General features: G+C 56.3%; 15 protein-coding genes and 1 pseudogene. 11 read left to right on the forward strand and 5 right to left on the reverse strand.

Going from position 1 to position 20,158, the window contains the following annotated elements; all coding sequences use genetic code 11:
* Position 1 precedes the first annotated feature (1 nt).
* The 6 genes and pseudogenes from AC4OVU_RS04590 to fhuB all read left to right on the forward strand — a co-directional run bounded on the left by AC4OVU_RS04590 (position 2) and on the right by fhuB (position 9,603).
* Positions 2-2,479 (forward strand): annotated as a pseudogene (locus tag AC4OVU_RS04590) (fimbria/pilus outer membrane usher protein).
* A 44-nt stretch (positions 2,480-2,523) separates the two neighbouring features.
* A complete protein-coding gene (locus tag AC4OVU_RS04595; protein ID WP_223864618.1) occupies positions 2,524-3,471 on the forward strand; it encodes a fimbrial protein in 948 nt (315 codons plus the stop codon).
* Positions 3,472-3,675: 204 nt separating this feature from the next.
* Positions 3,676-5,886: a ferrichrome porin FhuA gene (gene fhuA / locus AC4OVU_RS04600; protein ID WP_185846952.1), complete on the forward strand. Its 2,211-nt coding sequence runs from the start codon at positions 3,676-3,678 to the stop codon at positions 5,884-5,886.
* A gap of 50 nt (positions 5,887-5,936) precedes the next feature.
* Positions 5,937-6,734: a Fe3+-hydroxamate ABC transporter ATP-binding protein FhuC gene (gene fhuC / locus AC4OVU_RS04605; RefSeq protein ID WP_003856242.1), complete on the forward strand. Its 798-nt coding sequence runs from the start codon at positions 5,937-5,939 to the stop codon at positions 6,732-6,734.
* Complete coding sequence (gene fhuD / locus AC4OVU_RS04610) at positions 6,734-7,624, forward strand: Fe(3+)-hydroxamate ABC transporter substrate-binding protein FhuD (RefSeq protein ID WP_110292739.1); 891 nt, start codon at positions 6,734-6,736, stop codon at positions 7,622-7,624. The genes fhuC and fhuD overlap by 1 nt, the downstream gene beginning before the upstream one ends.
* Positions 7,621-9,603 carry a Fe(3+)-hydroxamate ABC transporter permease FhuB gene (gene fhuB, locus AC4OVU_RS04615; protein ID WP_017383744.1) on the forward strand — a complete coding sequence of 661 codons (1,983 nt, stop codon included), beginning with the start codon at positions 7,621-7,623 and terminating at the stop codon, positions 9,601-9,603. Before fhuD ends, fhuB begins: the two co-directional genes overlap by 4 nt.
* Positions 9,604-9,714: 111 nt before the next feature.
* On the opposite strand, the gene hemL is transcribed toward fhuB, so the two are convergent.
* Positions 9,715-10,995: a glutamate-1-semialdehyde 2,1-aminomutase gene (gene hemL / locus AC4OVU_RS04620; protein ID WP_015572714.1), complete on the reverse strand. Its 1,281-nt coding sequence runs from the start codon at positions 10,993-10,995 to the stop codon at positions 9,715-9,717.
* Positions 10,996-11,172: 177 nt separating this feature from the next.
* Here hemL and clcA point away from each other — a divergent pair, with 177 nt between their 5' ends.
* Together clcA and erpA are read left to right on the forward strand one after the other, a co-directional pair.
* On the forward strand, positions 11,173-12,573 hold the full coding sequence (gene clcA / locus AC4OVU_RS04625) for a H(+)/Cl(-) exchange transporter ClcA (protein ID WP_017383743.1): 1,401 nt from the start codon (positions 11,173-11,175) through the stop codon (positions 12,571-12,573).
* 85 nt (positions 12,574-12,658) lie between these two features.
* The gene (erpA, locus tag AC4OVU_RS04630; RefSeq protein ID WP_003856230.1) at positions 12,659-13,003 is read left to right on the forward strand and encodes an iron-sulfur cluster insertion protein ErpA; all 345 of its coding nucleotides are present in this window, start codon (positions 12,659-12,661) and stop codon (positions 13,001-13,003) included.
* A gap of 58 nt (positions 13,004-13,061) precedes the next feature.
* Here erpA and AC4OVU_RS04635 read toward each other — a convergent pair whose 3' ends face one another.
* Genes AC4OVU_RS04635 through mtnN form a run of 3 tightly spaced genes read right to left on the reverse strand, consistent with a single transcriptional unit; the run spans position 13,062 to position 15,209 of the window.
* Complete coding sequence (locus tag AC4OVU_RS04635) at positions 13,062-13,685, reverse strand: TRIC cation channel family protein (RefSeq protein WP_003856227.1); 624 nt, start codon at positions 13,683-13,685, stop codon at positions 13,062-13,064.
* 23 nt (positions 13,686-13,708) lie between these two features.
* Positions 13,709-14,518, reverse strand: coding sequence for a vitamin B12 ABC transporter substrate-binding protein BtuF (btuF, locus tag AC4OVU_RS04640; protein WP_110292741.1), 810 nt, complete (start codon positions 14,516-14,518; stop codon positions 13,709-13,711).
* Positions 14,511-15,209 carry a 5'-methylthioadenosine/S-adenosylhomocysteine nucleosidase gene (mtnN, locus tag AC4OVU_RS04645; protein ID WP_110292742.1) on the reverse strand — a complete coding sequence of 233 codons (699 nt, stop codon included), beginning with the start codon at positions 15,207-15,209 and terminating at the stop codon, positions 14,511-14,513. The genes btuF and mtnN overlap by 8 nt, the downstream gene beginning before the upstream one ends.
* Positions 15,210-15,291: 82 nt before the next feature.
* On the opposite strand from mtnN, the gene dgt reads away from it, so the two are divergent.
* The 3 genes from dgt (at position 15,292) to AC4OVU_RS04660 (ending at position 19,676) form a co-directional block, all read left to right on the forward strand.
* Positions 15,292-16,806: a dGTPase gene (gene dgt, locus AC4OVU_RS04650; protein WP_045344480.1), complete on the forward strand. Its 1,515-nt coding sequence runs from the start codon at positions 15,292-15,294 to the stop codon at positions 16,804-16,806.
* A 132-nt stretch (positions 16,807-16,938) separates the two neighbouring features.
* The gene (gene degP / locus AC4OVU_RS04655) at positions 16,939-18,372 is read left to right on the forward strand and encodes a serine endoprotease DegP (protein WP_023303104.1); all 1,434 of its coding nucleotides are present in this window, start codon (positions 16,939-16,941) and stop codon (positions 18,370-18,372) included.
* Positions 18,373-18,518: 146 nt separating this feature from the next.
* Positions 18,519-19,676 carry a CdaR family transcriptional regulator gene (locus AC4OVU_RS04660; RefSeq protein WP_003856217.1) on the forward strand — a complete coding sequence of 386 codons (1,158 nt, stop codon included), beginning with the start codon at positions 18,519-18,521 and terminating at the stop codon, positions 19,674-19,676.
* 89 nt (positions 19,677-19,765) lie between these two features.
* On the opposite strand, the gene AC4OVU_RS04665 is transcribed toward AC4OVU_RS04660, so the two are convergent.
* Entirely contained in the window at positions 19,766-20,155 is a 390-nt protein-coding gene (locus tag AC4OVU_RS04665) for a DUF3461 family protein (protein WP_015572719.1), read from the reverse strand.
* Positions 20,156-20,158 lie beyond the last annotated feature (3 nt).

The raw sequence follows: 20,158 nt of genomic DNA on the forward strand, positions 1-20,158 counted from the left end.
TATGTCGTCATCTCCACTCTACAAACAGGTTCTGAAGGGAATCGCGTTAGCGCTGCTCGCGATGATCCAGCCTGTGAGTGCAGATGACGAATTTAACCTGCGGATCCTTGAGATGGACACTCCGCTGGAAAACACCTCAACGCTAAAAAATTTCATCAATGATAATGGCTTACTGCCGGGAAACTTTCTGACGACCATTATGTGGGATCGGGATGTTCTGGATAAACGCACGGTGAGTTGGATCTTGTCTGACGATAAGCAGCGCCTGTTACCGGAGCTGACCAAAGCGGATCTGCGTGCATTAGGGGTAAAAGTCGACACGATCCCGGATATGAAAGATCTGGATGATGCGGTGATAATCGATGACATCTCCCATTTTATTGATAATGCCCGCTACGATTACGACCAGGATAATCAGACCCTCAAGCTGGTGATCCCGCAAAAATACCGCGATCAGGCTGCGGCCGGGGCTATCGAGCCGAAATTCTGGGATGACGGTGCTCCCGCCGCCTGGACAAGCTACCAGTTTAGCGGCTCTCAGCAGCACTATCGTTCTGGTAAAACGTCATCTGCATGGCTTGGCCTGGAGTCGGGGATCAACCTCGGGGCGTGGCGGTTGCGTAACAACAGCACCTGGAGTGACAACGCCGGTTGGGATGCAATCGCCAGTACGCTGCAACGTGATATCAAAACCCTGCAAAGCCAGCTTGAGATAGGCCAGACGTACACTAACGGCGAGCTTTTCGACAGCGTCCAAATGACCGGCGTGAAGGTGGAAACGGATACTTCCATGCTGCCCACCAGCCAGCAGGGGTTTGCCCCCGTGGTGCGTGGTATCGCAAATAGCGATGCAAAGGTCACCATCAGGCAAAACGGCTACACCATTTATCAAAGCAACGTCTCTCCGGGGCCATTTGAGATCCGCGATTTAAGCCAGGTCACATCCGGCGCGGATCTGGAGGTGACGGTGGAAGAGGCCGACGGCAGCGAACACAGCTTCATCCAGGCCAGCGCATCGGTACCGGTGCTACAGCGGGAAGGGGCATTTAAATATTCGCTGGCGGCAGGGCGTTATCGCGGTAATGAAGGTGAGGACGAGCCCCCTTTTCTGCAAGGGACGGTCATTTACGGCCTGCCTTATGGCGTAACAACATACGCCGGCGCGCTCGTTGCATCGTCGTATCAGGCTATGCTGGCGGGAACAGGGGCCGATCTTGGCCGTTTCGGATCGGCATCCGTGGATGTGACCGCCGCCCGTACGGCTTTTGATGATGGACGAGATGATGCCCGCGGGATGTCATGGCGTGCGCAGTATTCCAGGGATATTCCGGATACAGACACCACCGTGACGCTTGCCAGCTACCGTTATTCCACCTCAGGGTTTTATACCTTTCAGGAAGCTGTCGACCAGCGTGACAGCGAGATTGACGATGGGATTTATACCTATCGGCGAACCAATAATCGGCGCAGCCGCATGCAGGTTAATCTTTCCCAACGCGTTTCGGATTGGGGATCGGCTTACCTTAATGGCTATCAGCAGGATTACTGGAACATGGCGGGACACGAGCGCAGCGTCAGTGCGGGGCTAAGCTCCGGCTGGCGCGGTATAACCTGGTCGGTAAGCTACAGCCTGACGCGTACGCCGGACGCCAATACCGATCGGCAAATGGCGTTGATGGTCAACGTACCTCTTTCACGCTGGCTAGCGAACGCCTGGTCAACTTACAGCGCCAACACTGCCAGCGGTGGATTCGTTTCGCATCAGGTAGGGATCGGCGGCACGGCACTTGAGAACAATAACCTCAGCTATAACCTCCAGCAGACCTATGCCAGTCACGATACTGGCTATGGTGGCAGTGTATCCGGGCGCTACCGGGGATCTGCCGGTGATGTCGGGCTGGGGTATAACTACGGGGGCGATAACCGACAGTGGAACTACAGCGCGCAGGGTTCAATTGTTGCGCATGAACATGGAGTAACCCTGGGGCAATCCGTCCGCGACGCCTTTGCCATTGTCCATATCAAAGATGGCGATAACGTCAAAGTACAGAACGGGCGAGGGATCTACACCGATCGCTTTGGTAACGCGATTGTCCCTTCCCTGACGGCCTACCGGAAAAACGGTATTACGGTCAACACCCAGGATCGTGAAGATATTGAAATTGCCGCCGCTACCTAGGATGTTGTCCCAACAAAAGGTGCGGCCATCTCAGCGAATTTTGATGCACGAGTGGGGAAGCGTGCGCTTATCACGCTGCTTTTCCACGGCAAGCCGGTGCCTTTCGGCGCCATTGTCACGCAGGAAAGTGCAACGGCTATCGTCGGTGATGAAGGAGAAGTCTGGCTTACCGGTCTGCATGAAGCGGTTTCCCTGAATGTGCAGTGGGGTGACGGGCGCGATCAACGGTGTGCGTGGGCGGGGGATCTCCCTCCCGGGCGCTCAGCAACTATTTTGAAAATGACGGTAAATTGCCAATGAGGCGTAGCAAAGAACTATTCATCAGCGCAATGGCTGGCCTAATCATGCTGTTTTCAGCTCCGGCATTCGCAACTTGTACATTTACGGGAGGCGGAAGTAGCGGGGGAATTGTTACCTTCAACATTCCCGCTGTCATCCAGCTTGAGCCAGACGTTCAGGTCGGTACCATTATTTATGACGCCAGCGTGGAATCAGGTGAAATTGCGCAAAGATGTGATGGTGATTCCGTTCGGGTACGTAGAGGCTATCTCTCATTGAGTGATGCTGATGCACGTGAAGATGTTTTACCCGGAGTGTATAAAACCAACGTGACCGGGATTGGCATTCGCGTTGCAGCGTCTACAACCCAGTTCCCCAGCTATACCGAAGAAGACATTATCAGGCCGGAAACTTATCTTGGCACGATCAGAAGCTTTTCAACGAATTACAATTTCCGGGCTACCGCTCAGTTGATCGTTATTGGTGAAGTCGAAGAGGGCGATCTTAATACGTCCCTGTTAACCTCACATGAAACTTACGATAACGACGTGATAGGCGAAATCCGCTTTTCACCAACCAGTGTACATATCACAACAAACACCTGTAACCTGGTGGATAAAAACATCTACGTGCCGCTGGAAACGGTCAATGTGCACGATTTTAACGGTCAGTATTCCGACATCCTGACCGACAGTCGTTTCAGGATTGATATTAAGGACTGCGCCGCCGGGACAAAAATTGATTATCAGTTCACCAGTGCAGGGTCGACTGGCGTAACGGATGGCAATATCCTCAACATTGCTACCGGAGACAACGCTGCAAGCGGCGTAGGCATTCAAATCCTCGACAAGAACGATGCGGTGTTACAGTTCGACCAGAGCTACACGGCAATAACCCGTAGCCAGGACAACGTCCCGGTTGAGATCCCACTCAAAGCCCGTTACATCAAAACGGGAGAGGTTAAAGCCGGGAAAGTCGACGCCGTCGCGACTTTCGAACTCTTCTATCGTTAAGCCCTCCGGCCCGTTTCGGCGGGCTTTAGCGATCATTTCGCTAACTTCATTAACCCTCTATTTTCATCTGGTTAATTCTTAAACCCTTAAATCTTGTAGGGCCGCATACTGCTTGCTATGCAGCCAACGTTTCGCATATTATTCTGCGGTCATAATAATAATTCTCGTTTACGTTATCATTCACTTTTCCATCAGAGATCCATCATGGCGCTTTCCAATACTGCTCAGCCAATTAACACGTCGCTGCGTAAAATCGCGGTCGTCGTAGCCACAGCGGTTGCCGGCATGTCTGCTTATGCTCATGCCGCCGAAACCCCGAAAAAAGAAGAAACCATCACCGTGACTGCCGCACCGGCAGCGCAGGAAAGTGCCTGGGGTCCTGCACCGACGATTGCAGCAAAGCGCACTGCAACGGCGACGAAAACCGATACACCGATCGAGAAAACCCCGCAGTCCATTTCCGTGGTCACACGTGAAGAGATGGACATGAAACAGCCGGGGACGGTTAAACAGGCGCTGGCCTACACGCCGAGCGTTTTCGCAACGCGCGGCGCCTCCACGACCTATGACGTGGTTTCTATTCGTGGTTTTACGACCTCCAGTACAGTGAACACCAACCAGTATCTGGACGGTATGAAGCTGCAAGGGGATAACTACTCTGAAGCGTCGATGGACCCATACTTCCTGGAGCGCGTAGAGCTGCTGCGAGGCCCGACGTCCGTACTGTATGGAAAAAGCCACCCTGGCGGCGTAGTGAGTATGGTCAGCAAGCGTCCAACCACGGAACCGTTAAAAGAAATTCAGTTCAAAATGGGGACGGATAACCTCTGGCAGACCGGGTTTGATTTCAGCGACGCGATTGACGATGACGGCGTGTGGTCCTACCGTCTGACCGGTCTGGGGCGCAGTGAAAACGCGCAGCAGGAAATGGTGAAGTCTACTCGTTACGCGATTGCGCCGTCTTTCAGCTGGCGTCCTGATGATAAAACCGATTTCACTTTCCTGAGCAATTTCCAGAGCGATCCGGATGCGGGTTACTACGGCTGGTTGCCGCGTGAAGGTACCGTTGTGCCTTACTATGATGCTAACGGAAAGGCGCACAAACTGCCGACCGACTTCAACGAAGGCGATGAAGACAATAAGATCTCCCGTCGTCAGGAAATGGTGGGTTACAGCTTCGCGCATGAATTCAACGACACCTTCACCGTGCGTCAGAACCTGCGTTATACCAAAATCAACACGCTTTACCGTTCAGTTTACGGTAACGGCTATATCGCCCCGGCCCAGATCAGCCGCGCGTACGTGCGCTCAGATGAAGACCTCAACTCGTTCACGGTTGATACACAGATCCAGTCGAAATTCGCGACCGGCGCCGTTGACCATACGCTGCTGACGGGTGTGGATTACCTTCGTATGCGCAATGACATTGATGCTGACTACGGTACCGCCGATCCGATCAGCATGAACAATCCGCAGCACGGCAATGCGAACGTCAATGTGAACTTCCCGTATGCCATGCTCAATCGCCAGGAGCAGACCGGGCTCTATGCGCAGGATCAGGCGGAATGGGATAAGTGGGTACTCACCCTGGGTGGCCGCTATGACTTTGCGAAAACGTCTGCCTTTAACCGTAATAACGGGACCACCGCGGAAATTAACGATCAGGCATTTACCTGGCGCGGGGGGATTAACTACCTGTTCGATAACGGGATCACCCCATACTTCAGCTACAGTGAATCCTTTGAGCCGCTCTCTGGTACCACCCAGGGTGGCAAACCGTTCGATCCGGCGCGCGGCAAGCAGTATGAAGCGGGCGTGAAGTATGTTCCGAAAGATCTGCCTGTTGTGGTGACGGCCGCGGTCTATCAGCTGACCAAGAACAACAACCTGACCGCCGATCCGGCGAACCCGACCAGCGGCTTTAGCGTGCAGGGCGGTGAAATTCGCTCCCGTGGCTTTGAGCTGGAAGCGAAAGCGGCGGTGTCGGCTAATGTGAACGTAACGGCGGCCTACAGCTACACCGATGCGGAATATACCCATGATACCTGGTATGAAGGTCGTCGTCCGGCAGAAGTACCGCGCAACATGGCATCCCTGTGGGCGGATTACACCTTCCACGAGACGGCGCTGAGTGGCCTGACCGTCGGTGCGGGCGCGCGTTACATCGGTAACACGGTGACGTACTACTCCTCAGCGTCGCCTAAAGCCTATGAGTCCTTTAACGTCGCGGGTTATGCCCTGGCGGATGCGACCGTGAAATACGATCTGGCGCGCTTCGGTCTGCCGGGATCTTCCGTCGGCGTCAACGTGAACAACATCTTTGACCGTGAATACGTCTCCAGCTGCTACAGCGAGTATGCATGCTACTGGGGAGCAGGACGCCAGGTTGTTGCCACCGCGACCTTCCGCTTCTAACCTCTTTATGGGCACGGTTCGCCGTGCCCTTTTTATTTAAGTTGGCTGACATGCAGGATAATAAAACGCAATCCGACTCCACCTTCACGCTTAACAATCTCTCCTTTCGCGTACCCGGGCGCACCTTGCTGCATCCGCTCTCTTTGACGTTTCCCGCAGGTAAAGTGACCGGTTTAATCGGGCACAATGGTTCCGGTAAATCGACGCTGCTGAAGATGCTGGGTCGTCATCAGCCGCCGTCCGAGGGCGACATATTGCTGGATGACCAGCCGCTGGCGAGCTGGAGCAGTAAGGCCTTTGCCCGCAAGGTGGCCTATCTGCCGCAGCAGTTGCCGCAGGCTGAGGGGATGACGGTGCGCGAGCTGGTGGCGATTGGACGTTATCCGTGGCACGGTGCGCTCGGGCGTTTTGGCGTCGCTGACAGAGAGAAAGTGGAAGAGGCGATCGCGCTGGTTGGGTTAAAACCGCTGGCGCACCGTCTGGTGGATAGCCTGTCCGGTGGCGAGCGTCAGCGCGCATGGATCGCGATGCTGGTGGCGCAGGACAGCCGCTGCCTGCTGCTCGACGAACCCACTTCGGCGCTGGATATTGCTCATCAGGTTGACGTCCTGGCGCTGGTGCATCGCTTAAGTCAGCAGCGCGGCCTGACGGTGATTGCCGTTCTGCATGATATCAACATGGCGGCACGCTATTGCGACTACCTGGTAGCGCTGCGCGGCGGTGAAATGATCGCTCAGGGTACGCCTGCCGAACTGATGCGCAGCGAAACGCTGGAACATATCTACGGTATTCCTATGGGCATCCTGCCTCACCCAGCCGGGGCTGCACCCGTGAGCTTTGTCTACTGATGCTGGATTCAACATTCATTAGCCGCCGTCGCCTGCTGACGGCCATGGTGCTCTCACCGCTGCTGTTAAAGATGGGCCCGGCCCGCGCTGCGGCTATCGATTCGCACCGCATCGTGGCGCTGGAGTGGTTGCCCGTCGAACTGATGATGGCGCTTGGCGTGACGCCTTACGGCGTGGCTGATATTCCCAACTACACCCTGTGGGTGAATGAGCCAAAACTGCCGGACTCCGTCATCGACATTGGCCTGCGTACGGAGCCGAACCTTGAGCTTCTCACCCAGATGAAACCGTCTTATTTATTCTGGTCTGCGGGGTATGGCCCGTCGGAAGAGACCATGGCGAAGATTGCGCCCGGACGGGGCTTTTCCTTTAGCGACGGCAAAAAGCCGCTGACCATGGCAAAAAATTCCATCCACGAGATGGCGCAGTTTCTCAACCGTGAGGCTCAGGCGAAAAAACATCTCGATGAATTTGATGCGCTGATTGATTCCCTCAAGCCGCGCTTTGCCCATCGTGGCGATCGGCCTTTGCTGATGGTAACCCTGCTGGATGCCCGCCATATGCTGGTCTTTGGAAATAACTGTCTGTTCCAGGAAGTGCTCGACAGCTTTGGCATTCGCAATGCCTGGGAAGGCGAGATGACATTCTGGGGCAGTACCGCCGTGGGTATTGACCGTCTGGCGGCGTTTCATGATGTGGACGTGCTGTGCTTCGATCACGGGAACGAGCGCGAGATGCAAACCCTGATGGCGACCCCGCTCTGGCAGGCAATGCCGTTCGTCCGCGAGCAGCGCTTCCTGCGCGCGCCAGCGGTATGGTTCTACGGCGCGACGCTGTCGGCAATGCATTTTGCCCGCGTGCTGGACAATGCACTGGGAGGCAAGGCATGAGCACGCGTATGGCTCGTTTCCCAATGTTGCTGTTAGCGCTCATTTTTCTGGCTGCCCTGATGTTAACCGGCTTTAACCTGAGCACGGCGTTACCGCGCGATCAGTGGGCAGCCGCGTTTGCCGCACCGGATATCGATAATATTCAGCAAATGCTGTTCCACTACAGCCTGCTGCCGCGTCTGGCTATCTCCCTGCTGGTCGGGGCGGGACTGGGACTGGTGGGCGTACTGTTTCAGCAGGTGCTGCGTAACCCGCTTGCAGAGCCGACCACGCTGGGCGTGGCGACGGGGGCTCAGCTGGGGATCACCATCACCACTCTCTGGACCCTGCCGGGAGCGTTAACCTCGCAGTTTGCCGCGCTGGCAGGCGCATGTGTGGTCGGTGCGCTGGTCTTTGGCGTGGCCTGGGGAAAACGTCTCTCGCCGGTCACGCTGATCCTCGCGGGGCTGGTCGTCAGCCTCTACTGTGGGGCGATCAACCAGCTGCTGGTGCTGTTTCACCACGACCAGCTGCAAAGCATGTTTATGTGGAGTACCGGCACGCTCACCCAGACCGACTGGAGTATCGTCCAGCGCCTGTGGCCGCAGCTGTTCGGCGGCGTGGTGCTGACGCTGCTGCTGCTGCGTCCGCTGACGCTGATGGGCCTCGATGACGGCGTGGCGCGCAATCTGGGGCTGGCGCTGTCGCTGGCGCGTCTGGCAGCCCTGACCCTGGCGATTGTGCTGAGCGCGTTACTGGTTAACGCCGTCGGCATCATCGGGTTTATCGGCCTGTTTGCGCCGTTGCTGGCAAAAATGCTCGGCGCGCGCCGTCTGCTGGCGCGTCTGATGCTGGCTCCGCTGATTGGCGCGCTGATCCTCTGGCTTTCCGATCAACTCATTCTCTGGCTGGCGCGCGTCTGGATGGAAGTTTCCACGGGCTCGGTGACGGCTCTGATCGGCGCGCCGCTGCTGCTGTGGCTGTTGCCGCGCCTGCGCAGCATTAGCGCCCCGGCAATGGATGCCGGCGATAAAGTACATGCCGAACGTCAGTCGGTGGTGTGGTTCAGCCTTGCCGGGCTGGCGGTGCTGGTTATCGCCTCGTTTGCCGCACTCTCGCTGGGACGCGACGCCACGGGCTGGCACTGGGCGACGGGGGATTTGCTGCATGAACTCATGCAGTGGCGCTGGCCGCGGATCTTCTCCGCGCTGATTGCGGGCGTCATGCTGGCGGTGGCGGGCTGTATTATCCAGCGTCTCACCGGCAACCCGATGGCAAGCCCGGAAGTATTAGGGATCAGCTCCGGGGCCGCGTTTGGCGTAGTGTTAATGTTGTTCCTCGTGCCGGGAAATGCGTTCGGCTGGCTGATGCCTGCCGGGAGTATCGGCGCGGCAGTCACGCTGATGATTATCCTGATCGCCTCCGGGCGAGGGGGGTTCTCACCTCACCGCATGCTGCTGGCCGGGATGGCGCTCAGCACCGCGTTTACTATGCTGCTGATGATGTTGCAGGCGAGCGGCGATCCGCGCATGGCGCAGATCCTGACCTGGATTTCCGGTTCAACGTACAACGCCACCGGCAGTCAGGTGGTGCATACCGGGATTGTGATGATCGTGCTGCTGGCGATTGTGCCGCTGTGCCGTCGCTGGATGACCATTCTGCCGCTGGGTGGGGATACCGCCCGCGCGGTCGGGGTGGCGCTGACGCCAACGCGTATCGCCCTGTTGCTGCTGGCCGCGTGCCTGACGGCGACGGCCACCATGACTATCGGCCCGCTCAGTTTTGTCGGATTAATGGCGCCGCATATCGCCCGTATGATGGGCTTCCGCAGGACTTTGCCGCATATCGTGATCTCTGCGCTGACGGGCGGAGCGATCCTGGTCTTTGCTGACTGGTGCGGAAGGATGGTGCTGTTCCCGTATCAGATCCCGGCGGGCCTGCTGTCGACCTTTATCGGCGCGCCGTACTTTATATATCTGTTGAGAAAGCAAAGTCGGTAATAAAAGTAAACGGCAATCCTTAGATTGCCGTTTTCGTTTTTGCTCCCTCTCCCAAGGGAAGATGGAGAACATCGTAGGCCGGGTAAGCGTTAGCGCCACCCGGCAATGCCCTTAGAGCTTCGCAAACACCTTACGCGCTGCGTCGATGGTGTTATTGATATCTTCTTCGCTGTGCGCCACGGACATAAAGCCCGCTTCAAACGCTGACGGCGCAAGATACACGCCTTCTTCCAGCATCAGGTGGAAGAAGCGTTTGAAGCGTTCCACGTCGCATTTCACCACGTCCTGATAGCAGGTCACGGTTTTCGCATCGGTGAAGAAAATCCCGAACATCCCGCCGACGTGGTTTACCACCAGCGGAATACCCGCGTCTTCTGCGGCTTCCAGCAGGCCGTTTGCCAGCTGCGTCGTCCGGTCCGTCAGGGTTTCGTGGATACCCGGCTGCGCCACTTCGGTCAGACAGGCAAAGCCCGCCGCCATCGCAATCGGGTTACCGGAGAGCGTACCCGCCTGGTAAACCGGACCGGTTGGCGCCAGCGCGTCCATCACGTCCTTACGGCCGCCAAACGCGCCGACAGGCATGCCGCCGCCAATGATTTTGCCGAGGCAGGTCAGATCCGGCTCTACGCCGTAGTATGACTGCGCTCCCGCCAGCGCGACGCGGAAACCGGTCATCACTTCGTCGATGATCAGCAACGCGCCGAACTCATCGCACAGTGCGCGCAGGCCCGGCAGGAAATCCGGCTGCGGTGGAATACAGTTCATGTTGCCCGCCACCGGTTCAACGATGATGCAGGCGATCTCCTGCGGATACTGCTCGAACGCGGCGCGAACGGTGTTCAGATCGTTATAGGTGCAGGTCAGCGTATGTTTCGCGAAATCAGCCGGCACCCCCGGAGAGTTTGGCTGGCCGAGGGTCAGCGCGCCGGAACCGGCTTTCACCAGCAGGCAGTCGGCGTGGCCGTGATAACAACCTTCGAACTTGATGATCTTGTCACGACCGGTAAAACCGCGCGCCAGACGGATAGCGCTCATGGTCGCTTCGGTACCGGAGTTCACCATACGCACCATGTCCATCGTTGGCACCAGCTCGGTGACCAGCTCCGCCATTTTGACTTCCATCTCGGTTGGCGCGCCGAAGCTCAGGCCGCGCTGAGCGGCTTCAATCACCGCATTGCGGATCGCCGGGTGGTTGTGCCCCAGTACCATCGGGCCCCAGGAGCCGACGTAATCGACATAGGCTTTACCATCCACATCATACAGATATGCGCCATCCGCACGTTCGATAAACAGCGGGGTGCCACCCACGCCGGTAAAGGCGCGCACGGGTGAGTTTACGCCGCCTGGGATAAGCTCGCGGGCTGCGCTGTAGAGGTTTTCAGACTTGCTCATGGCGTCGTTCCTGGTTCGTAGAAATAAGTTAAGGCAACTATTCTAAGTGATTCGGAAGAGGTTATAAAATTTTTGCCCCTCAGAAGGCTTAACAATTGTTAAGTATTTTTCAGGGGACGAGGGGATTGTCTCTGGTAGAATCCCTGCGGCCTTTTGTATGACGAAACAGAACAGGTAATGAACGAGAACACACCTTCTTTTGAACAACAACAGTTTACGCGCGCGAAGCACCGGGTCAGTATCCGGCGGCTGCTCAACCGTGACAAAACCCCGTTAGCCATTCTGCTGGCAGCCGCCGTGGTCGGTACGCTGGCCGGGCTGGTGGGGGTCGCATTCGAGAAAGCGGTCAACGCGGTGCTCAACTGGCGCATAGGTACCGTCGCCAGCTTTGCCGATCGGGAATGGCTGGTCTGGGTGTGGGCCTTTGGCCTTTCGGCGCTGTTTGCCATGGTGGGGTATTTTCTGGTGCGTAAATTCGCACCTGAAGCAGGTGGCTCGGGGATCCCTGAAATTGAGGGGGCGCTGGAGGAGCTACGCCCGGTTCGCTGGTGGCGGGTGCTTCCTGTGAAATTTATCGGCGGGATGGGAACCCTCGGGGCGGGCATGGTGCTCGGTCGGGAAGGGCCAACGGTACAGCTGGGCGGTAACGTCGGGCGCATGGTCGGCGATCTGTTCCGTATGCGCAGCGCCGAAGCACGGCATACGCTGCTGGCGACGGGGGCCGCAGCGGGGCTGTCTGCGGCGTTTAACGCGCCGCTGGCGGGTATCCTGTTTATCATTGAAGAGATGCGCGCCCAGTTCCGCTACAACCTGATCTCCATTAAAGCGGTGTTTACCGGCGTGATTATGTCGAGCATTGTCTTTCGCGTCTTTAACGGCGAAGGGGCGGTGATTGAAGTTGGCAAGCTGACCAATGCGCCGGTCAATACCCTGTGGCTGTATCTGGTTCTTGGGATGATTTTTGGCGTCGTCGGCCCGCTTTTTAACACCCTGATTTTACGGGCGCAGGATATGTTTCAGCGCATCCATGGCGGAAATACCACGAAATGGGTGCTGGTGGGAGGCCTGCTTGGCGGCGTGTGCGGGATCCTCGGTTTCATCGAACCGAATGCGGCGGGCGGCGGTTTCGGCCTGATTCCCATTGCCGCGGCGGGGAATTTCAGCGTAGGCCTGCTGCTGTTTATGTTTATTTCACGCGTCATCACCACGGTATTGTGCTTCTCCTCTGGCGCCCCGGGCGGCATTTTTGCTCCGATGCTGGCACTGGGGACGCTGCTGGGTACGGCGTTCGGGATGGCGGCGGCGGCAGGTTTCCCGGCCTACCATCTGGATGCCGGGACGTTTGCGGTGGCGGGGATGGGGGCACTGCTGGCGGCCTCCCTGCGCGCGCCGCTGACCGGGATCGTACTGGTGCTGGAAATGACCGACAATTACCAGCTCATTTTGCCAATGATCATTACCTGTCTCGGCGCGACACTATTAGCCCAATTCCTGGGTGGAAAACCGCTATACTCCACCATTCTTGCCCGTACCCTGGCGAAACAGGAAGCTGAACAGGCCCTGAAGCAGAATACTTGAATGAATTACCAGGGTATTAGATAATGACAAAAAGAATTGGGTGATTTTTGCCCAATAGCAGTCGCAGTATTCATGGGAGCATAAGATGAGTGATGACGTAGCGTTGCCGCTGGAATTTACCGAAGCAGCAGCGAAAAAAGTGAAAACCCTGATTGCCGACGAGGACAATCCGGATCTGAAACTGCGTGTTTATATTACCGGCGGCGGCTGTAGTGGCTTCCAGTATGGTTTTACCTTTGACGATCAGGTTAACGATGGTGATATGACTATCGAGAAACAGGGCGTCGCGCTGGTGGTTGACCCGATGAGCCTGCAATATCTGGTGGGCGGTTCAGTGGACTACACTGAAGGTCTGGAAGGTTCGCGCTTTGTGGTGACTAACCCGAATGCGACCAGCACCTGCGGGTGTGGTTCTTCGTTCAGTATTTAAGCCTGAATGCAGATTGTAGGCCCGGTAAGCGAAGCGCTACCGGGCTTATAAACGACGCCTATCTTGAATTTTCATCCAGCGCAAACGTCGGCAGCTTCAGGTGCCAGCGTATCGCCGCTAAACGGATCACCAGCGTGACCACCATCCCCAGCATCGCCGCATTCTCCAGCGGGACAGCAAAGGTGTAATACGCCGTGGCGTGAACAATCCCCCCGATGATACAGGCCGTCGCGTAGATTTCCGTTCGCAGGATCATCGGGACTTCTCGCGCCAGTATGTCGCGAATAATCCCTCCGCCCACGCCGGTTAACACGCCCATACAGATCGCCACCAGCGGGCCAGTCCCGGCAATAAAGGCTTTATTCACGCCTATTCCCACAAAGACCGCCAGACCGACGGCATCCAGCACCGGCAATATCCATTTTGGCAGTCTGCGAGGCTGACGAACCAGCACGATGGTTAACAGGCAGGTGACCATCGCCACCACCAGATCCGTGGGATCTTTTACCCAGAATACCGGGCCGTTTGCCAGCGCCATATCGCGGATCGTTCCGCCTCCCACCGCCGTAACAACGCCGAGTACCAGTACGCCAAAAGGATCCATGCGTAGTTTTCCGGCAAGCAAAACGCCGGAGATAGCAAAAACGGCTGTGCCAAGAATATCCAGCCAATACACGAGCATCGTTAAATCCTCGAAGGGGGTATTTATCTGTTTGAGTGACTCTCTGCCAGTTCGGCGCAGAGTTGTTTTGCGGCGAGGATAATACGCGGGCTGGCGCGTTCAAACCAGTCGCTGTTGAGTGCGATGACCGGAATTTTAAGCTGCCGATGCCAGAATTGTTCTATTTTAGGAATCTCGCTCGCATTTCCGACCACCACAATGGCCTGCGGTTGTCGTGCCAGAACCTGCTCACGACTGACCTGGGGCCAGGGAACCCGGCTTTCGGCAAAGATATTTTCACCTCCACAGGTTTCAAGCACCTGGTTCTGGATCGAACCTTTCCCGGTAGTGAACAGCGGCTGGCTGCCAAATTGCAGAAAAACGCGTTGTTTCGGTTGCGTGCCGTATCGGGCTTTTAGCGCGGCATAGTCGTTGAGCATCAGCTGTGCAGCCTGCCCGGCGCGTTGGGGGGTAGGGCTGAAGGGCGCGAGGTCACGGAGGGTTTGCGCCACCTGTTCGATGCTCACCGCGTCCACCCATTTTACCGTTATTCCCAGCGAAGAGAGCTGGTTCACCTGCCGTTCGGCATTACCGCCGCGCCAGGCGAGGACCAGATCGGGCTTCAGCGCCACGATGCGTTCCAGGTTCATTCCCTGCCAGGTGGCAACCTGTTCGATATGGGCGGCCTGCGGTGGATAATCGGAAAAGCTGCTCACCGCAACGGGCGTGATCCCGGCGGCAAACGCCAGTTCCGTATTGGCAGGGGAGAGAGTGATCACCCGCGGCGCGGCGATGAGCCAGGCCGGAGCGAGCAGAAGCAGGGCGACCAGCGCCCTGAATGACACCTTACCCACGCGCCAGTTTCTGCACCAGAGTTTCCACCATCACGGTGGACTGTTTGGCCGCAACGGCCAGGAATTCGTCGAAGCTGATGTGGGACTGCTGGTCCGCCACGTCAGAGATCGCGCGAACGACCACGAACGGCACGCTGAAGTTATGGCATACGTGCGCGATGGCCGTGGCTTCCATCTCAACGGCCACAGCCTGCGGGAAGTTATGACGGATTTTCGCCAGACCGACAGAGCCGTTGATAAAGGCATCGCCGCTGACGATCAGGCCACGCACCGCATTGAGGTTCAGCTCGTTAATGCAGCTTTCAGCGGCGGCAATCAGCTTATCATCCGCTTTAAACCCGGCCGGGCAGCCCGGAAGCTGACCATATTCGTAGCCGAATGCGGTGACATCTGCATCGTGATAACGCGCTTCGTCGGAAACCACGATATCGCCCACTTCCAGCGTCGGCGCCAGACCGCCCGCAGAACCCGTATTAATGATAACGTCAGGCTTGCAGCGCTCAAGCAGCAGGGTCGCGCCCAGTGCCGCTGCAACTTTACCGATGCCTGATTTCAGCAGAGCCACGTCAACACCGTTCAACTGGCCGGTGTAGATCTCACAGCCACCGAGGGAGAGGGTCTGACGGTTCTCAATTTTGTCACGCAGCAGCGTAACTTCTTCTTCCATTGCACCAATAATGCCGATTTTCATAGATTTACTCGCGATGTGCCTTGTTAAGATGCATAGTCTATCATGCGGTTAAGGGGAAACGCATTCTCACGCGGGGGAGCACATGGCACCAATCGATTTTCGCACCAAAATTAACTGGCACCGACGTTTCCGTTCGCCACAGGGCGATAAGAGCGAACATGAGATCCTGCGCATTTTCGAAAGCGATCGCGGACGCATCATCAACTCGCCCGCTATCCGTCGGTTACAGCAAAAAACCCAGGTGTTCCCGCTGGAGCGTAACGCCGCGGTGCGTACGCGGTTAACGCACTCCATGGAAGTGCAGCAGGTGGGGCGCTACATTGCGAAAGAGATCCTCAGTCGCCTTAAAGAGCAACGTCTGCTGGAAACCTACGGACTGGATGAACTGACCGGGCCGTTCGAAAGCATCGTTGAGATGGCCTGCCTGATGCACGATATCGGCAATCCTCCCTTTGGTCATTTCGGCGAGGCCGCCATCAATGACTGGTTTAAACAGCGGCTTTTTCCCTCTGACGCCATAAGCCAGCCGCTCAGCGATGACCGCTGTGTGGTACGCGATTTATGCCTGCGTGAAGGCGAAGATAGCCTGAACGATCTGCGCCGTAAGGTGCGCCAGGATCTGTGTCATTTCGAAGGTAACGCGCAGGGGATCCGTCTGGTGCACTCCCTGATGCGGATGAATCTGACCTGGGCCCAGGTGGGCTGTATTCTTAAATACACGCGTCCCGCATGGTGGACCGGAGAAACGCCCGCCACGCATAGCTACCTGATGAAAAAACCGGGCTATTACTTATCGGAAGAAGCATACATCGCGCGGTTGCGTAAAGAACTGTCTCTGACCCCTAATGGCCGTTTTCCATTGACATGGATTATGGAAGCGGCTGATGACATTTCTTATTGCGTGGCCGATCTGGAAGACGCGGTGGAAAAAAGAATATTCAGCGTCGAGGAGCTGTATCAGCATCTTCATGATGCCTGGGGAGAGCATGAAAAAGGTTCTCTGTTTGCGCAGGTCGTCGAGAATGCCTGGGATAAATCGCGTTCAAATTCGCTGAGCCGCAGTACCGAAGATCAGTTCTTTATGTATTTGCGGGTGAACACGCTGAATAAACTGGTGCCGTATGCGGCCGCCCGTTTCATTGATAATTTGCCGATGATATTTAGCGGGGAATTTAATCACGCCCTGCTGGAAGATGAGAGCAGTTTTAGTCAGCTTCTTGAATTATATAAAAACGTGGCTGTTCGCCATGTTTTCAGCCACCCGGATGTCGAACAGCTGGAGCTGCAAGGATACCGGGTTATCAGCGGGTTGCTGGAGATTTATGGCCCGCTGCTCCAGCTGACGGTCGATGAGTTCAGTGAGCTGGTCGAAAATGAACGTGTTCGCCGCCTGCCGATTGAATCTCGTCTCTATCAGAAGCTTTCAACCCGCCACCGGCTGGCATACATTGAAGCCGTCAGTAAAATAGAACGCCATTCTTCCCAATGGCCAGTCATGGAATATTATTATCGCTGTCGTCTTATCCAGGACTATATCAGCGGGATGACAGATTTGTATGCCTGGGATGAATACCGCAAGCTTATGGCCGTTGAATAAGCCATGAGTTTTGTAAAGACGACCAATAAATTTTTACTTTTTCCATAAACTTAATCCCGGAACTAAGCGGTATAAAACGAATCTGAGTTACACAGCAATTTTGCGTTATCTGGTAAATCGAGATTGAGAAACATGAAAAAAACCACATTAGCAATGAGTGCACTGGCTCTGAGTTTAGGTTTAGCGCTGTCCCCTCTGGCGATGGCGGCCGAGACAGCTTCCTCGGCAGCGACTGCGCAGCAGATGCCAAGCCTGGCCCCGATGCTCGAAAAAGTGATGCCATCGGTGGTGAGTATTAACGTTGAGGGCAGCACGACCGTCAATACGCCGCGTATGCCGCGTAATTTCCAGCAGTTCTTCGGCGATAATTCGCCATTCTGCCAGGACGGTTCGCCATTCCAGAGCTCCCCGTTCTGTCAGGGCGGCGGCGCAGGGGATGACGGCATGGGCGGCGGCCAGCAGCAGAAATTCATGGCACTCGGCTCGGGCGTGATTATTGATGCAGCGAAAGGCTACGTGGTGACCAATAACCACGTGGTAGATAATGCTAACACCATTAAGGTGCAGATGAGCGATGGCCGTAAATTCGATGCCAAAGTGGTTGGTAAAGACCCGCGCTCCGACATCGCGCTGATTCAAATCCAGGATCCGAAGAACCTGACGGCGATTAAGCTTGCCGACTCTGACGCGCTGCGCGTGGGTGACTACACCGTCGCCATCGGTAACCCATTTGGTCTGGGCGAAACCGTGACCTCGGGTATCGTCTCTGCGCTGGGACGTAGCGGCCTGAATGCGGAAAACTATGAAAACTTCATTCAGACGGATGCGGCCATTAACCGTGGTAACTCCGGCGGTGCGCTGGTTAACCTGAACGGTGAGCTGATCGGTATCAACACCGCTATCCTGGCACCGGACGGTGGCAACATCGGTATCGGCTTTGCTATCCCGAGCAACATGGTGAAAAACCTGACTGCGCAGATGGTGCAATATGGACAGGTGAAACGCGGTGAGCTGGGGATCATGGGTACCGAACTGAACTCCGAGCTGGCGAAAGCGATGAAAGTGGACGCTCAGCGCGGCGCATTCGTAAGCCAGGTCATGCCGAACTCTTCGGCGGCGAAAGCCGGCATTAAAGCGGGTGACGTGATCACCTCTCTGAACGGTAAGCCGATCAGCAGCTTTGCCGCCCTGCGTGCGGAAGTGGGTTCTATGCCAATCGGCAGTAAAGTGACCCTCGGCCTGCTGCGTGAAGGTAAGCCGGTTAACGTGAGCCTGGAACTGCAACAAAGCAGTCAGAATCAGGTCGATTCCAGCACCATCTTCAGCGGTATTGAAGGTGCCGAGATGAGCAACAAAGGGGCAGATAAAGGCGTGGTGGTGAACAACGTGAAAGCGAACTCACCTGCTGCCCGTATCGGCCTGAAAAAAGGTGATGTGATCATGGGCGCTAACCAGCAGCCGGTGAAAAACATCGCTGAACTGCGCAAAATTCTCGACAGCAAGCCTTCTGTGCTGGCACTGAATATTCAGCGTGGTGATACCTCTATTTATCTCCTGATGCAGTAATCTTCTTAAGCCCCTGTTCGCAGGGGCTTTCTCTTTTCTGTGACCTTTCCCACAACTCCATACATCTCTCTCTGCCTCTGGGCATCTGCACAATGCAGCCTTAGCTGAACTTCCCTATGCTTGAGCTCTGCTCACGGGAGGGTTATATGGCTGGCTGGCATCTTGATACCAAAATGGCGCAGGATATCGTGGCGCGAACCATGCGCATCATTGATACCAATATCAACGTAATGGATGCCCGCGGGCGCATTATCGGCAGCGGCGATCGTGAGCGTATTGGGGAATTGCACGAAGGGGCGTTGCTGGTGCTCTCTCAGGGGCGCGTGGTCGACATCGATGACGCCGTGGCGAAACATCTGCACGGGGTCCGTCAGGGGATCAACCTGCCGCTGCGTCTGGAAGGAGAGATTGTTGGCGTTATCGGTCTGACCGGCGACCCTGAATCGCTGCGTAAATACGGTGAGCTGGTCTGCATGACGGCGGAGATGATGCTGGAGCAGTCGCGTCTGATGCACCTGCTCGCCCAGGACAGCCGCCTGCGTGAAGAGCTGGTGATGAATTTGATTCAGGCTGAGGAGCACACGCCTGCCCTGAGCGAATGGGCGCAGCGTCTGGGTATCGACCTGAATCAGCCGCGCGTGGTCGCCGTTATTGAGGTGGATAGCGGCCAGCTTGGTGTGGACAGCGCCATGGTGGAGCTACAGCAGCTGCAAAACATGCTGGCGACGCCGGAGCGTAACAACCTGGTGGCGATTGTCTCTTTGACGGAAATGGTGGTGCTCAAGCCTGCGCTTAATCAGTTTGGTCGCTGGGACGCGGAAGATCATCGTCGCCGCGTTGAGCTGCTAATCGAGCGCATGAAGGAGAACGGACAGCTCCGTTTTCGCGTCGCGCTGGGAAATTACTTTACCGGGCCGGGAAGCATCGCTCGTTCATGGCGAACGGCGCGCACCACCATGATGGTGGGTAAACAGCGCATGCCGGAGAGCCGCAGTTATTTCTATCAGGATCTGATGCTGCCGGTCCTGCTCGACAGCCTGCGCGGCGGCTGGCAGGCCAACGAGCTGGCGCGTCCGCTGGTGCGTCTGAAAGCAATGGACAACAACGGGCTGCTGCGCCGCACGTTGCAGGCGTGGTTCCGGCATAACGTGCAGCCGCTGGCAACGTCAAAAGCGCTGTTTATTCACCGTAATACGCTGGAGTATCGGCTTAACCGGATCTCGGAACTGACGGGGCTGGATTTAGGGAATTTTGACGACCGGCTACTGCTGTATGTGGCGTTGCAGCTGGATGAACAGAGATGATGCTGTTTGCCGGGCGGCGGCTTCGCCTTACCCGGCCTACATGTGTTCGTAGGCCCGGTAAGCGAAGCGCCACCGGGCAATAAAACGGCTCATTTGTTACGCGTCAATTTCTCAAGATCCGCTTCAATCTCGCTGATCTTATTGGTGACTACGCTTTCCAGGTGACGGAGGTCGTCAAGGATCTTACGTTTCAGATCGACTTCGCTGCGATCGCGCTGGCAGATTTGATCGAGTTCGTCGATCACGTAGCGCAGGTTAGGGCTGATTTCCTGTACTTCTTTATATCCCTGACCGATACCGTCAGCGACAACGGTCTTACGCTGGCGAGGGTATTTAAACTTCACGCTTTTGGCGAAGAACTCTCCTTTGTCCTTGTGAAAATAGATTTTCAAAATATCGTTATTGGCTTCCTGGCGGAGACTATAACGATCAATTTCATCAGGATTGGTAATGCCCAGACTTTTCAGATTATCGTACATAGC

The sequence above is a fragment of the Enterobacter sp. 6722112 genome (assembly GCF_058661685.1).